The sequence below is a fragment of the Streptomyces sp. NPDC097107 genome (assembly GCF_044762405.1).
GTDB classification, from domain to species: domain Bacteria; phylum Actinomycetota; class Actinomycetes; order Streptomycetales; family Streptomycetaceae; genus Streptomyces; species Streptomyces thinghirensis.
Genome location: NZ_JBIWEF010000006.1, coordinates 205,599 through 220,261, shown reverse-complemented (window position 1 = coordinate 220,261; position 14,663 = coordinate 205,599). Strand labels below are relative to the sequence as shown.

Here is a 14,663-nt window from a genome sequence, read left to right as displayed (position 1 = left end):
GGCACTGACGACACGGGTGCCGGGGCGGCCGGACGAGGCGCGGTCCAATGCCTGGGACGGGCGCCGGTGCCGGGACGCGGCAAGGAGCGGTGCCTGCGGCCCGCGCGGATGCCAAGCCCGGACGGGGGCGAGGTCCGAGCGACGCCCGGGCTGCTTCCGTGCACGACCCACGGTGGCGGCCGCCCGGTACGAGCGCGGCGTGACACTCGTGCGGCTGCCCCGCGGGATCCGACAGCCCGACGGGCTCCGGCTCCGTCCGTGAATCGGAAGGAACCGGAGCCGTCGCACGGAGGTGGACCGCTCAGCGGGCGCCGAGAAGGTGGTCCATGGCGAGCTGGTCGAGGTGCTCGAAGGCCATGCCGCGAGCGGCGGCCGCGTCCACGTCGAAGGTGTCGTAGGCGGCCGGGTCGGCCAGCAGGGCCGCGAGGCCGTCCTCGGCGGTCGGCAGGGCCAGTTCGTCCAGCCGGGCCGCGGCCAGGGCCTCCTGCACCTGCGGGTCGGCACGGAAGGCGGCCGCCCGGTCCTTGAGGATCAGGTAGTTGCGCATGCAGCCGGCCGCCGACGCCCACACGCCGTCGAGGTCCTCGGTCCGCGGCGGCTTGAAGTCGAAGTGCCGCGGACCGGCGTACCCGGCCCTCTCCAGCAGGTCGACGAGCCAGAACGCGGCCCGCAGGTCGCCCGCCCCGAAGCGCAGGTCCTGGTCGTACTTGATACCCGACTGGCCGTTGAGGTCGATGTGGAACAGCTTGCCGGCCCACAGCGCCTGCGCGATCCCGTGCGGGAAGTTGAGCCCCGCCATCTGCTCGTGGCCGACCTCCGGGTTCACGCCGTACAGCTCCGGCCGCTCCAGCCGCTCGATGAACGCCAGCGCGTGCCCCACCGTCGGCAGCAGGATGTCACCGCGCGGCTCGTTCGGCTTGGGCTCGATCGCGAACCTCAGGTCGTAGCCCTGCTCGGTGACGTACTCGCCCAGCAGGTCGAAGGCCTCCTTCATCCGGTCCAGCGCGTCCCGTACGTCCTTGGCCGCACCCGACTCCGCGCCCTCCCGGCCGCCCCAGGCGACATACACACTCGCGCCCAGCTCCACCGCGAGATCGATGTTGCGGATCGTCTTGCGCAGCGCGTACCGGCGCACGTCCCGGTCGTTCGCGGTGAACGCGCCGTCCTTGAACACCGGATGCGTGAACAGGTTGGTCGTCGCCATCGGCACCTTCATGCCCGTCGCGTCCAACGCCTGCCGGAACCGCTTGACGTGTGCCTCGCGCTCGGTGTCGCTCGACCCGAACGGGATCAGGTCGTCGTCGTGGAACGTGACCCCGTACGCCCCCAGCTCGGCCAGACGGCGCACCGACTCCGTCGGGTCCAACGCGCGCCGGGTGGCGTCACCGAAGGGATCTCGGCCCTGCCAGCCGACCGTCCACAAACCGAACGTGAACCTGTCCTCGGGAGTGGGCTGGTACTTCATTCCGCGGCTCCTCACTCGCTGCCGATCAATCGCTGCCGACTATTTCGTCATGGCGCTTTACAAATTAGTATGCACACACGGTCCTGGGAAGGGACAAGGTGTCCCCGAAGGAGTGACGTCCGGTTCCAGGCAGTCAGTCCAGCAGTCCAGTCAGATCCCGCAGAGCCGCGGAAGAGGGAGAAGCCCGATGTCAGCAGCCGAGGGTCCGCTCGTCGTCGGCGTGGACACGTCCACCCAGTCCACCAAGGCGCTGGTCGTCGACGCGGCCACCGGCCGGGTCGTCGCGAGCGGTCAGGCGCCCCACACCGTGTCCTCCGGGACCGGCCGCGAGAGCGATCCGCGCCAGTGGTGGGACGCGCTCCGAGACGCCCTGCACCAGTGCGGTGACGCCGCGCGGGAGGCCGCCGCGGTGTCCATCGGCGGGCAGCAGCACGGACTCGTCACACTGGACGCCCAGGGCGAGCCGGTGCGCCCGGCCCTGCTGTGGAACGACGTGCGCTCGGCCCCGCAGGCCCGCCGTCTGATCGAGGAGCTGGGCGGCCCCAAGGCCTGGGCGGAGCGCACGGGCAGCGTGCCCAGCGCCTCGTTCACGGTCACCAAGTGGGCCTGGCTGGCAGAGCATGAGCCGGAGGCGGCCCGCGCGGCGAAGGCCGTACGCCTTCCGCACGACTACCTCACCGAGCGGCTCACCGGCGAGGGCACCACCGACCGCGGCGACGCGTCCGGCACCGGCTGGTGGGCGTCCGGCACCGAGGCGTACGACGACGAGATCCTCGCGCGCGTGGGGCTCGATGCGGCGCTGCTGCCCCGGGTGGTCCGGCCCGGTGAGGTGGCCGGCACCGTGCGCGACGGCCACGGCCTTCCGTTCTCCAAGGGCACCCTGGTCGCCGCCGGCACCGGCGACAACGCGGCCGCGGCGCTGGGCCTCGGGCTGCGTCCCGGCGTGCCGGTGATGAGCCTCGGCACGTCCGGCACCGCGTACGCCGTGTCGCGCCGGCGGCCCGCCGACCCGACCGGCACGGTGGCGGGCTTCGCCGACGCACGCGGCGACTGGTTGCCGCTGGCCTGCACCCTGAACTGCACGCTCGCCGTCGACCGGGTCGCGGCGCTGCTGGGCCTGGACCGGGAAGCCGTCGAACCCGGCACCGACGTCACGCTCCTGCCCTACCTGGACGGCGAGCGCACACCGAACCTGCCGCACTCCTCGGGCCTGCTGTACGGGCTGCGCCACGACACGACCGCCGGTCAGCTGCTCCAGGCCGCGTACGACGGCGCCGTGCACTCGCTGCTCGGCGCGCTCGACCTGGTCCTCGAGGCCGACGCGGACCCGTCCGCGCCGCTGCTGCTGATCGGCGGAGGCGCGCGCGGGACTGCCTGGCAGCAGACGGTACGACGGTTGTCGGGGCGTCCTGTCCAGATCCCCGACGCCAAGGAACTGGTCGCACTCGGCGCCGCGGCGCAGGCCGCCGGCCTGCTGACCGGCGAGGACGCGGCGGCGGTCGCCCGGCGCTGGAACACGGCCGCCGGACCGGTGCTCGACGCCGTGGAACGGGACGAGGCGACGATGACCCGGATCACCGGGGTACTCTCCGACGCGGCACCGCTGCTGGAGCGGAACGCGGACTCACGCTGAGGAGGCGTTCACGCGGACTCGACCACCCTGCCGGAGGGGGCCCCGGGACAACCGGCCTCCGGGGTCGTCCCCCGGGGCATCCCCGGCTCTGCCCTGGGATGCCGCTGGACGCCGTCCGCCGGGGTCGCGTCGCCGGGCACGTGAGCGAAGACCGGATCGGCCCAGGACCGAGCAAGGGCTGATCGACCGAAGACCGACCAAGGACTGACGGAGGAGGCATGACCGCACCCCCGCACGAAACGCATCCGGCCCGCCCCGGGCGCGCGCTGCCGGACACCCAGCAGGGGATGCGCCGCCGCAACCTCGCCCGGGTGATGCACACCGTCAGCGCCGAGGGTCCGCTGTCCCGGGCCGCCGTCGCCTCACGGATCGGGCTGACTCGTGCGGCGGTGTCGACCCTCGTGGACGAGCTCATCCGCTCCGGCCTGCTGGAGGAGCTGGGCCCCGAGCGCCCCGGTCGGGTGGGGCGGCCCGGGTCGGCGCTGGCCGTGAGCGCGCACGGCCCGGCCGGCATCGGAGCGGAGGTCGGCGTCGACCACCTCGCGGTCTGCGCGGTCGACCTGCGCGGCCGGGTGCGGTCGCGTGTCGTGCGGTACGGGAGCAACAGGGGCCGATCGCCGGAGCCGGTACTCGAACAGCTCACCGGCCTGGTGCGGCAGGTCGTTGCGGAGGTGGAGGCCGAGGGGCTGTGGCCGGCCGGGCTCGCGGTGGCCGTGCCCGGTCTCGTGGCGCGAGACGCCAGGACCGTCGTACGCGCTCCGAACCTGGACTGGCAGGACGCGGACCTCGGCGCGCTGTTGCCCGGCGACCTGCCGCTGACCGTGGCCAACGAGGCGAACTTCGGCGCGCTCGCCGAGCTCTGGCTGGGTGACGGCACCCCACGGGACTTCCTGCACGTCTCGGCCGAGATCGGCATCGGCGCGGCCGTGGTCGTCGACGGGCGGCTGCTGCGCGGTACCCGTGGATTCGCCGGTGAGCTGGGTCATGTGCCGGTCCGTCCCGACGGGCCGGAGTGCGCGTGTGGCGGGCGAGGCTGCCTGGAGCAGTACGCCGGCGAGAAGGCGGTACTGCGCGCGGCCGGCGTGGAGCCGGGCGAGGATCGCGTCGGACTGCTCGCGGGGCGTGCCGCGGAGGGCGACGAGGCGGTACGGCGTGCCCTGCACGAGGCGGGTACGGCGCTCGGCATCGCGCTGACCGGGGCGGTCAACCTGCTCGACCCCCAGAGCGTGGTGCTGGGCGGCGCGCTGGCCGGACTCGCACCCTGGCTGCTGCCGTCACTGCGGGACGAACTCGCCCGGCGCACGGCAGGTCCGGTCTGCCCGGTCTCCGTGTCGGATCTGGGACCGCAGGGTCCCCTTCTCGGCGCCGCACACTCGGTGATGCGAGCCGTCCTGGACGACCCGACGGTGGTGGCGGAGCGGGCCTGAACCCGATTCGGTGACGGACGCGGCGCGGACAGCGGTGGTACCGGCAGGACAGGGACAGGGACAGCCGCCTCCGCAGCGGCAGGGACAGCGGCAGGCGAGGCAGCACCGACCCGGGCCGGGGTCCTCCCGATGCCCTTGCTCCACTCCCCCGTCACTCGTTCGAGTGACCGGGCTGTCCACAAAGGCGGGGGCTGTCCACGGAACGGCGCGGCGCCCTTCTGCGCAACCCCCGCTGACCGTACGGTGATTCACGCGGACGCACCTCGCACGGACGGCATCAGAGGTCCGCGTCAGCGTTCGTCAGCGTTCTCTTCTCAGCCACGTCGCACAGCTGAGCCCCCACACACGCGGGCCCGAGGGCCCCACCGACGAAAGGGCAGTCCCATGGAAAGGGAAAGGACAGCACCGGTTCCGACCAGGCGGCGGCTCCTGATGGGCGCCGCGCTCGCCACCGTCCCGTATGCGCTGCTGTCCGGCACACGGGCCGCCGCACAGCCCCGGGACGTCGACCGCCCCTCCGCCGAATGGCAGCCGGCGAGCACGTCCAACTACACCCGGTCGAGCCGCCCCACGGCCTATCCCGTCGACTACGTGGTCATCCACGTCACGCAGGAGACGTACGCCGACACCCTCTCCATCTTCCGCGACCCCGAGAAGCAGGTGTCCGCGCACTACGTCGTCCGGTCCTTGGACGGGCATGTGGCGCAGTGCGTCCGCGAGGCGGACATCGCCTGGCACGCGGGGAACTGGGACTACAACACCCGCAGCATCGGCATCGAACACGAGGGCTGGGTGGACCGCCCCGAGTACTTCACCAACGCCATGTACGAAGAGTCGGCCCGGCTCACCTCGGCGATCTGCACCACGTACGGCATCCCCAAGGACCGCGAGCACATCATCGCGCACCACGAGGTGCCGGGCAGCGACCACACGGACCCGGGGCCCCTGTGGGACTGGACCCGCTACATCAGACTGGTCAACTTCGCCTGACTCCCGACAGACCGCCGGGTCCCGGTGATCCGGCTGGTCGAAGTGGTTGTCCACGCGTATGGGCGGAGTGACGATGTCCCCAAGCCCATCGTCGTCAGCAGCACTGTCCGGGGAGGCCGAGTTGTCTGATGCATGGCTGGCTCTGGAACCGGGGGCCGACCCCGTCGAGCGTGCCCGGACGCTGCGTCGCGCGCACGAGACGTTCACCGAGGCAGGGACGGTGCCGCGGCCCGTGCGTGACGTGGTGGCGGAGTCGTGGCGGCGATCGGTCCGGGCAGGCGTCGGCCCCGACGGCACGGCGAGTGTGGAACTCATGGACGGCGACCTCGGCGCCTACCGGGCCGAGCACCCGCTGGCGCGGGTGATGCCGCTGGTCCGGGAACTCCTGGGCACCTTCGCCGCCGACGGCGAGCATCTGCTCGCCGTGTGCGACGCGCACGGCAGGCTGCTGTGGGTCGAGGGACATCCGGCCACCCGTCGCCGGGCCGAACGGATGAACTTCGTGCCCGGTGCCAGGTGGGCGGAGTCCGCGGTGGGGACGAACGCTCCGGGCACGGCGGTGGCCGTCGGACGGCCGGTCCAGGTCTTCGCCGCCGAACACTTCATACGGCGGGTCCAGCCGTGGACCTGTGCGGCGGCTCCGGTGCACGACCCCCGCACCGGGCGCGTACTCGGCGCCGTGGACATCACCGGTGGGGACGGACTGGCGCATCCGCACAGTCTGGGCTTCGTCCAGGCGGTAGCGCGTGCCGCCGAGTCGCAGCTGGCGCTGCTCGCCCCGGAGCGGCCGCCGGCCGATTCGGCCGAGCTGACCGCGTTGGGCCGCGACGAGGCGCTGCTGAGCGCGGACGGCCGCAGAGTCCGGCTGAGCCGGCGGCACAGCGAGATCGTCGTACTGCTGGCCCACCACCCCGAAGGCCTGACCGGCGACGAGCTGCTGTGCGCGCTGTACGAGGACGAGACGGTGCCGCCGGTGACCCTGCGTGCCGAACTGACCCGGCTGCGCGGGCTGCTGGGACCCGGTCGGCTCGCGTCCCGGCCGTACCGGCTCGCCATGCCCGTGGAGTCCGACGCCACCGTCGTCGAGCGTCGTCTGCGGGCCGGTGCGGTCGCGGCGGCCGCGGCGGCGTACGCCGGTCCGCTGCTGCCCGGCTCCCAGGCGCCGGCGGTGGTACGGCTCAGGCGCCGGATCGCCGACGGTGTGCGCGCGGCACTGATCTCCGGTGGCGATCCCGACCTGCTGGCCGACTGGGCGCACGCGCCGTGGGGCGAGGACGACGTGGACGTGTGGCGCGCACTGGTCGCGGTCCGGCCCACGGCGGCGGCCCGGTCCCGGCTCGCCGCGCTGGAGTCCGAGCTGGCGGCGCCGAACGCGTGGTGACCGCCCGCCCGTGAGCGGCGGCACCGGACCGGGCTTCGGCCGCCCGCACGTGCAACGTCCCTGCAACGTCCCGCTCCCTAGCCTCGCGTGCGGAGCTGTCCAACGGCGGGCAGCGCTCGATGAGGGGGCAGACAGCATGACCCGTTACGCGGCGCCCGGCACCGAGGGCGCGATCGTCTCCTATCAGTCGCGCTACGACCACTTCATCGGCGGCGAGTACGTGCCGCCGATGCGCGGGCAGTACTTCGAGAATCCGTCACCGGTGAACGGTCAGCCCTTCACGGAGGTCGCGCGCGGTACGGCGGAGGACGTGGAGCGGGCGCTCGACGCCGCGCACGAGGCCGCCCCGGGCTGGGGCCGCACCTCGGTGACCGAGCGTTCCGACATCCTGCTGAAGATCGCCGATCGCATGGAGGCGAACCTGGAGCGGCTGGCGGTAGCCGAGAGCTGGGAGAACGGTAAGCCGGTGCGCGAGACGCTGGCGGCCGACATCCCGCTCGCCATCGACCACTTCCGCTACTTCGCGGGCGCGATCCGCGCCCAGGAGGGTTCGCTGGGCGAGGTCGACGACGACACCGTGGCGTACCACTTCCACGAGCCTCTGGGTGTCGTCGCACAGATCATCCCGTGGAACTTCCCGATTTTGATGGCGACCTGGAAGCTGGCCCCGGCACTGGCCGCCGGCAACGCCGTGGTCCTGAAACCCGCCGAGCAGACCCCGGCGTCCATCCACTACTGGCTGAGCCTGGTCGCGGACCTGTTGCCGCCCGGTGTCCTGAACGTCGTCAACGGCTTCGGCGCGGAGGCGGGCAAGCCGCTCGCGTCCAGCCCGCGGGTGGCGAAGGTGGCGTTCACCGGAGAGACCACCACGGGGCGGCTGATCATGCAGTACGCCTCGGAGAACATCAAGCCGGTCACGCTGGAGCTGGGCGGCAAGTCACCGAACATCTTCTTCGACGACGTCTGGTCCCAGGACGACGACTTCCGCGACAAGGCGCTCGAAGGCTTCACGATGTTCGCGCTCAACCAGGGTGAGGTGTGCACCTGCCCGTCCCGGGCGCTGGTCCAGCGCGGCATCTACGCCGAGTTCATGGAGGCCGCCGTCGCCCGCACCGAGCTGATCAATCCGGGCCACCCCCTGGACACCGACACGATGATCGGCGCGCAGGCGTCCAACGACCAGCTGGAGAAGATCCTCTCCTACCTGGACATCGGCCGGCAGGAGGGCGCCAAGGTGCTCACCGGTGGTGAACGCGTGGAATACGAGGGCGAGTTGAAGGGCGGCTACTACGTCCAGCCGACCATCTTCGAGGGCCACAACCGTATGCGGATCTTCCAGGAGGAGATCTTCGGCCCGGTCGTGTCGGTCACGCCCTTCAACGACTTCGACGACGCGATCAGGACCGCCAACGACACCCTGTACGGCCTCGGCGCCGGGGTGTGGACCCGCGACATGAACACCGCCTACCGCGCGGGCCGCGCGATCCAGGCGGGGCGGGTCTGGACGAACTGCTACCACGCGTACCCGGCACACGCCGCCTTCGGCGGCTACAAGCAGTCGGGGATCGGCCGGGAGAACCACAAGATGATGCTGGAGCACTACCAGCAGACGAAGAATCTGCTGGTGAGCTACTCGCCGAAGAAGCTGGGCTTCTTCTAGGAACCCAGAAAGGGGCTCCTGACCGGCCTGCAGCGCCCGGGATCGCTGGAGCCCTGCCTCAGAAACTTCTGTGGCAGGGCGCACGCGTCCGCCACGCGCGTAAGGGGCAACGCCACATGATGCTCGGGTGTGTACCGCTCCTCGGCCAGACGCTCAGCAAGCGTGACCTGTTCCCTGAATCACTCGCTGCCCAGCGCCCGCCGTTCGAAGAAGAACCACTGACGCCCCTCTCCAGGCCACCCACATGACGCTGCGCATGCTCGCCGAGCGCATCGAACACCTGCAGCTTACGGCTCGGTGGGGCGACTTCACCTGGGGGTGGTGAGTTCGTCCAGGGCTGCGGGCAGGAGCAGCGGGTCCTGGGCGGCGCGGCCCAGGGCCACGCCGTCCCAGTCCCCTTCGCCGCGTAGCCGGGTGTAGACGCCGGGCACGACCGCCCCTCCGTATACGAAGCGGGCGTGGTGGCCGGCGGTGACGTCTTGCAGCGCGCGCAGTACGTGACCGGCGTGCACCGGGTCGGCGGCCTCCGTACCGCCGATGGCCCACCCCGGCTCGTAGAGGAAGAGCAGGGGCCGCTCCGGCGGGACGGCGGCCACGACCGCCCGTGCCTGGGCGGAGGCCAGTGCCGCCGCGTCGGATGCGGAAAGCGTGTCGGTCTCACCGACGCACACCACCGGGACGAGACCGGCCCCGCTCGCGGCGGCGGCCTTGCGGGCGACGAGTTGGTCCGTCTCGCCGAAGACGCCGCGACGTTCGGCGTGCCCGACCATGACGTGGGAACAGCCGACCTCGGCCAGCAGGGAGGCGCTCACCGCGCCCGTCACCTCGTCGGTGGCCGCCGCTACGTCCTGGGCGGCGACGCCGATGCCGCTGCCTCGCAGCCACTGCCCGGCCGGAAGCAGCAGGGGGTGGGGCAGGCAGGCGAAGAAGGAGACACCGGTCAGGCGCTCGGCGTTCGGCAGGAGCAGGCTCTCGATCCAGGCTCGCGTACGGGTCAGGCCGAGCTGGGCCTTGGTACTGGTGAAGCTGATGGGCGCGGAACGTTCTGACATCGCGGGTTGCCTTCCTGCGTTACGGGAGCGGATGTCCGGTGCGGGATCGGCTCTGGTGCGGTCGTCACTCAAGGTTGGTGTGCCGGGCGTACATCTCGGCCGGGTCGACGTGGTGGGCGCGCTGGAGGGCGAGGATCAGGCAGTCGAAGAAGACCAGAGCGCCTTGTTCGAACAGGGTGCCGACGAACTGGGTAGAGGCGTCAGGTTCGAAGTCCTGGCTGTACTCGGCGAGATGGACGGGGATGTCCGCCAGTGCGGCCAGCGGCGACTCGAGGTTCGCGGTCACGACGGCTATCCGGGCGCCGGCCTGCTTGGCCGACTCGGTGCGCTGCACCACGGTCGGAGTGTGCCCTGACCCGCTGCATGCCACCAGCAGATCGCCCTCGGTGATGGCCGGGCAGGTGACGTCGGTGGACACGTGGGCGGTCAGCCCGAGGTGCATCAGGCGCATGGCGAAGGCGTCGACGGCGAGTTTGGAACGGCCCGCCCCCAGCACCATGATCCTCGGAGCGTCATACACCGCCTGCATGAGTTCTCGGGCTTGGTCCTCGCGCGCGCGGGTGAGCAGCGCTTCGATCTCCCGCAGGATCGTGCGGCGCGCGGCGGCGAGCGGTCCGTCCACGCCGACTGTCAGCTGAGCGGGAAGCTGGGGCTGGTTGTGCTGGTCGACCATCCCGTGGTCCTTTCCTGTGCCGTGCCGGGGTTACCAGGTGTCGTGGTGGAGGACGGTGTCGAGGGCGCGGCGAGGAGCGGGGCGAAACGATTCTCCGGTGGGGTGTGCGACGGCGAGCAGCGCGGCCTGGGTGACGCCTTCGGGCAGGTTGAGGATCACGTTGGCGTCGTCCGGCCGGGTGAGGTGCAGGGCGGTGACCGCGCTCGCCAGGGAGTGGGCTCGCAGGGCGAGCATGAGGCTCCAGACGGCGGGCCAGACGGACCCGTAGTAGACGGAGAGGGCGGCGTGTTCGGCGGACGGGGCGTATCCGAGCCGCCGGAAGAGGGCGACGTGGTCGGCAGGCGTGGATGCGAGGCAGGGAACGATCATCACCGGTACCCGGTCGAGTACTTCGGTCAGCCGCAGGGAGGCGTTCAGAACGCCGCGGCCGACGGTGCCGTCCTCCACCCGTTGTGTCATCGCCGCGAGATAGGGCCGGGCCGCCTCGCGGTAGCAACGGGCCAGCGCGGTACGGCGGCGGGGGTCGGTCACGACGATCCAGTGCCACGGCTGCTCGTTCGAACCGTTGGGAGCCTGCAGAGCCGCTTCGAGTGCCGCGTGCACGAGACGGAGGTCGACGGGACGCTCGGTGTCGAGGCGGCGGCGCACGGAGCGGGTGGTCCGCAGGATCCGCAGGACGGCGTCCCGGTCAGTGGTCGGAACGTCACAGGGGGCGGTGAAGTCGGTCATGCGCGGTTCCTCACGCGTCTGGCCGAGGGGCTTGGTCGTCGTCGGTCCGAGAAGTCCGCCGGACCTCGTCCTCGGCGGTTCTGAGTGTCTTGCGGGAACGGGCGGCCTTCCGTGCGGAAGTTCCGCCGTCCGTACAGCGGCATCGGGCGGTGGTCACGCGTTCACGGCTGGGGCAGCGCAGGGCGGGGCGCGGATCGGACGGGCTGCCTCCACGGGAAGGGTCACTTCCCCACGTATTCGACCGCTTACCCAGAGTCCGCCTGTTGTGTGTCCGGATCAACCGTCAGGTGCAGCGAACCGGCCATGCCCCCGCCCCCTCCGATGACCGGATCGACGCGCCCGTCACACGCTGTTCTTCGCAGGACGTGCGGTCGCTGCTGCACGTGGTGCTCATGCGCAGGAGAACTACGGCCCGAAAGGACCCTTGGCCTGCTCGTCTCTGTTCGCTCACGATCGCTCTATGACCGCTGCCGAGCGAGACTGACTGCTTTTGCGGATTGACGACGACGGACGACCCGGACGTGACGCCCGGCCACGACAGCGAAACGCAGGGCCCCAGTTGGTAGGAGGCTGTGGACTGGGAGGCCTGCGGCGTGCTGCTCAGCGGCGGGCTGTAACTGCCCGACGAGCCCCAGGAACTCCCCTCGCGCCACGGAGAGAGGGACAGCTTGCGCACGGCGTACGCGTCCCCGTATCTCTTGCTCGCTTCTCGCAGCTCGATGGCTCTGCTCACGGAGGTCCGCCTGGAGTCGAGGGGTGGGTGGTGCGATACACGGCCTCCAGGGTGGTGCGTCGAGCAGCCCGGCCCGCCTTCGTCGAGCGAAGGCGGGCCGGGTTCGTCCGCGGAGGTCAGGTCCTGCGCGGAGCAGGCCGCGCGTGGCGACGGATCCGGGCACGGGGCAGGTCACCGCCCGGATCCGCGAGTCAGCCGCGCAGCCAGACCGCCGTGTCCCCCGGCAGCCGTCCGTCCGCGTCGAGTTGTTCACTCGCCAGCAACAGTTCGGTGTGTACGGGCAGTTCGACAGCGTGGTCCCGAAGGTTCACCACGCAGACCAGTCCGTCGGTGCGGGCGAAGGCGAGGACACCGTCGTCGGAGGGAAGCCAGGTCATCGGACCGTCACCGAACCCGGGGGTGTCGCGGCGGAGTCCGAGCGCCGTGCGGTACAGCGCGAGCATCGAGTCGGGGTCGCCGAGCTGGCGGTCCACCGCGTACTGCGGCCAGTACGCGGGCTGCGGCAGCCAGGGCTCCGCGGCACCGCCGAAACCACTGTGCGGTTCGCCGGCCGTCCACGGCAGTGGGACCCGGCAGCCGTCGCGGCCCGGGTCGGTGCCGCCGGAGCGGAAGTGCATCGGGTCCTGGATGCGGTCGAGGGGGATGTCCGCCTCGGGCAGGCCCAGTTCCTCGCCCTGGTAGAGGTAGACCGAGCCGGGCAGCGCGAGCGTGAGCAGTGCGGCGGCGCGAGCGCGGCGGGTGCCGAGCGCCAGGTCGGTGGGTGTGCCGAAGGTCTTCGTGCCGAAGTTGAACGCGGTGTCCGCGCGGCCGTAGCGCGTGACCGTGCGCGTCACGTCGTGGTTGCAGAGCACCCAGGTCGCGGGGGCCTTCACCGGGGCGTGCTCGGCGAGGGTGTCGTCGATGGTGCGGCGCAGACGCTCGGGGTCCCAGGGGCAGGCGAGGAGGTTGAAGTTGAAGGCGGTGTGCAGTTCGTCGGGGCGCAGGTAGCGGGCGAAGCGTTCGGAGTCGGGGAGCCAGACTTCGCCGACGAAGATGCCGTCGTACTCGTCGGCGATCGCGCGCCAGGAGCGGTAGATGTCGTGGATCCCGTCCCGGTCGAGGTAGGGGTGCGGGTCGACGCCCTCGGTGAAGTCGGGCAGGTCCGGGTGCTTGGTGAGCAGGGCGGCGGAGTCGATACGGACGCCGGCGACGCCGCGCTCGAACCAGAAGCGCAGTACGTCCTCGTGTTCGCGCCGGACGTCGGGGTGGTTCCAGTTGAGGTCGGGCTGTTCGGGGGTGAACAGGTGCAGGTACCACTCTCCGTCGGGCACCCGGGTCCAGGTGTCACCGGCGAACTGCGAGGGCCAGCTGTTCGGTGGCAGTTCGCCGTTCTCGCCGCGGCCGGGGCGGAAGTGGAACAGCTCCCGCTCGGGGCTGCCGGGCCCGGCGGCGAGGGCGGCCTGGAACCAGGCGTGCTGGTCGGAGAGGTGGTTGGGCACGATGTCGACGATGACCTTGATGCCGTGCTCGGCGGCCTCGGAGATAAGCTTCTCGGCGTCGCCGAGGGTGCCGAAGGCCGGGTCGATGGTGCGGTAGTCGGCCACGTCATAGCCGCCGTCGACCAGCGGCGAGAGGTACCAGGGGGTGAACCACACGGCGTCCACGCCCAGCTGGGCGAGATATGGCAGGTTCGCGCGGACACCCGCGAGGTCCCCGGTGCCGTCCCCGTCGCCGTCCGCGAAGCTGCGGGGATAGACCTGGTAGATGACGGCGTCACGCCACCAGTCATGGGTGCGGGAGGGGTGCACGGCTGCCACGGGGGGTCCTTTCGGGCAGGTGGGACTCCGCCGCCGGTCGGAACGGGGCATGAAGGTGCCGGCCGGCGGCGGAGTGCTTCTGGTTGGTGAAGCGAAGGGGAGGCGAGGGGGGCGGGGCGTGGGTCACCCCTTGAGGCTGCCGGCGGTGAGGCCCGCCATGATGCTCCGCTGGAAGAGGAAGAACACGATGATCATCGGAATGCTCGCCATCACCAGACCCGCCATGACCTGGTTCTGCGTCACCTGTCCCGCGGTCTGGGAGAGGCCCACGCTGATCGTCATCTTCCCGCTGTCCGGCAGCACGAGCAGCGGCCAGACGAAGTCCTTGAACACCAGCACGATGGTGAAGATGGACACCACACCGAGGATGGGCCGTGAGATCGGCAGGATGATCGAGACGAGCACGCGCCACGGCGGCACCCCGTCGATCTCCGCCGCTTCGAGGATCTCGTCGGGAATCGAGTCGAAGAACCGTTTGAGAAGGAAGATGTTGAACCCGTTGGCCGCCACCGGGAACCAGATCGCCCAGGGTGTGTTGAGCAGGTGCCACCCGAAGACCGGCACGTCCGTGACGGTGATGTACGCCGGGATCATGACGACGATCGGCGGGATCATCAGGGTCGCGAGCATCGCCCCGAGGATCACGTTGCCGAACATCGGGCGCAGCTTGGACAGCGCGTACGCGGCCGTCACGTCCACCGCGAGGGCGAACAGCCAGGCGCCGACCGCGTAGAAGAGGGTGTTCTTCAGGAGCAGCCCGACGTCGAAGAGCTCCCACGCGTCCGCGAACACCGAGAAGTCCGGGTCCTTCGGCCACGGCGTCGGCGGCATCCGGGCGATCTCCTCGCCCGACTTCATCGCGCCCGTGACCATCCAGTACAGCGGGAAGACGAACACGAAGGTGAACACGGACAGGACGGCGGCGAGCACCGTCCAGTAGATCCGCTTCCCCCAGCGGGACTTGAGCTCGAGGGGCGAGACGATGGTGCGGGAGTGGCCGTCGGCCCAGGCGGCGCGGCGCCGCTGGGACCGCTGGGACCGCTGGTGCGCGTCCGGCGGCGTTGCCTTGCGGGTGTGCCCGGCGGTTTCCGGGTGGGCTGTCATGTCGACTGTATTGGCCACGG

The 14,663-nt window shown here is 71.3% G+C and carries 11 protein-coding genes; 5 read left to right on the top strand and 6 right to left on the bottom strand.

Translation table 11 applies throughout. The features are described 5' to 3' along the window. Nucleotides 1-301: 301 nt before the first annotated feature. Complete coding sequence (gene xylA, locus ACIQ1J_RS16470) at nt 302-1,465, bottom strand: xylose isomerase (protein WP_403557378.1); 1,164 nt, start codon at nt 1,463-1,465, stop codon at nt 302-304. A gap of 187 nt (nt 1,466-1,652) precedes the next feature. Between xylA and xylB the strand changes: the two genes are divergently transcribed. The 5 genes from xylB to ACIQ1J_RS16445 all read left to right on the top strand — a co-directional run bounded on the left by xylB (nt 1,653) and on the right by ACIQ1J_RS16445 (nt 8,556). After that, on the top strand, nt 1,653-3,098 hold the full coding sequence (xylB, locus tag ACIQ1J_RS16465) for a xylulokinase (RefSeq protein WP_403557377.1): 1,446 nt from the start codon (nt 1,653-1,655) through the stop codon (nt 3,096-3,098). A 218-nt stretch (nt 3,099-3,316) separates the two neighbouring features. Next, nucleotides 3,317-4,525 (top strand): ROK family protein, encoded by a 1,209-nt coding sequence (locus ACIQ1J_RS16460; RefSeq protein WP_403557376.1) that lies wholly within the window; start codon nt 3,317-3,319, stop codon nt 4,523-4,525. 384 nt (nt 4,526-4,909) lie between these two features. Further along, nucleotides 4,910-5,515: an N-acetylmuramoyl-L-alanine amidase gene (locus ACIQ1J_RS16455; protein WP_403557375.1), complete on the top strand. Its 606-nt coding sequence runs from the start codon at nt 4,910-4,912 to the stop codon at nt 5,513-5,515. A 121-nt stretch (nt 5,516-5,636) separates the two neighbouring features. Further along, the gene (locus ACIQ1J_RS16450; RefSeq protein ID WP_403557374.1) at nt 5,637-6,896 is read left to right on the top strand and encodes a GAF domain-containing protein; all 1,260 of its coding nucleotides are present in this window, start codon (nt 5,637-5,639) and stop codon (nt 6,894-6,896) included. Nucleotides 6,897-7,032: 136 nt separating this feature from the next. Further along, complete coding sequence (locus ACIQ1J_RS16445; protein ID WP_403557373.1) at nt 7,033-8,556, top strand: aldehyde dehydrogenase family protein; 1,524 nt, start codon at nt 7,033-7,035, stop codon at nt 8,554-8,556. A 308-nt stretch (nt 8,557-8,864) separates the two neighbouring features. On the opposite strand, the gene ACIQ1J_RS16440 is transcribed toward ACIQ1J_RS16445, so the two are convergent. The 5 genes from ACIQ1J_RS16440 to ACIQ1J_RS16420 all read right to left on the bottom strand — a co-directional run bounded on the left by ACIQ1J_RS16440 (nt 8,865) and on the right by ACIQ1J_RS16420 (nt 14,643). Then, nucleotides 8,865-9,608, bottom strand: a complete 744-nt coding sequence (locus ACIQ1J_RS16440; protein ID WP_403557372.1) for a triose-phosphate isomerase — start codon at nt 9,606-9,608, stop codon at nt 8,865-8,867. 64 nt (nt 9,609-9,672) lie between these two features. Continuing rightward, nucleotides 9,673-10,281, bottom strand: a complete 609-nt coding sequence (gene hxlB, locus ACIQ1J_RS16435; protein ID WP_403557371.1) for a 6-phospho-3-hexuloisomerase — start codon at nt 10,279-10,281, stop codon at nt 9,673-9,675. A 30-nt stretch (nt 10,282-10,311) separates the two neighbouring features. Continuing rightward, nucleotides 10,312-11,010 carry a nitroreductase family protein gene (locus ACIQ1J_RS16430; RefSeq protein WP_403557370.1) on the bottom strand — a complete coding sequence of 233 codons (699 nt, stop codon included), beginning with the start codon at nt 11,008-11,010 and terminating at the stop codon, nt 10,312-10,314. Nucleotides 11,011-11,934: 924 nt separating this feature from the next. Then, complete coding sequence (locus ACIQ1J_RS16425; RefSeq protein ID WP_403557369.1) at nt 11,935-13,539, bottom strand: glycoside hydrolase family 13 protein; 1,605 nt, start codon at nt 13,537-13,539, stop codon at nt 11,935-11,937. Nucleotides 13,540-13,662: 123 nt separating this feature from the next. Further along, nucleotides 13,663-14,643 carry a carbohydrate ABC transporter permease gene (locus ACIQ1J_RS16420; RefSeq protein ID WP_403557368.1) on the bottom strand — a complete coding sequence of 327 codons (981 nt, stop codon included), beginning with the start codon at nt 14,641-14,643 and terminating at the stop codon, nt 13,663-13,665. Nucleotides 14,644-14,663: the final 20 nt, after the last annotated feature.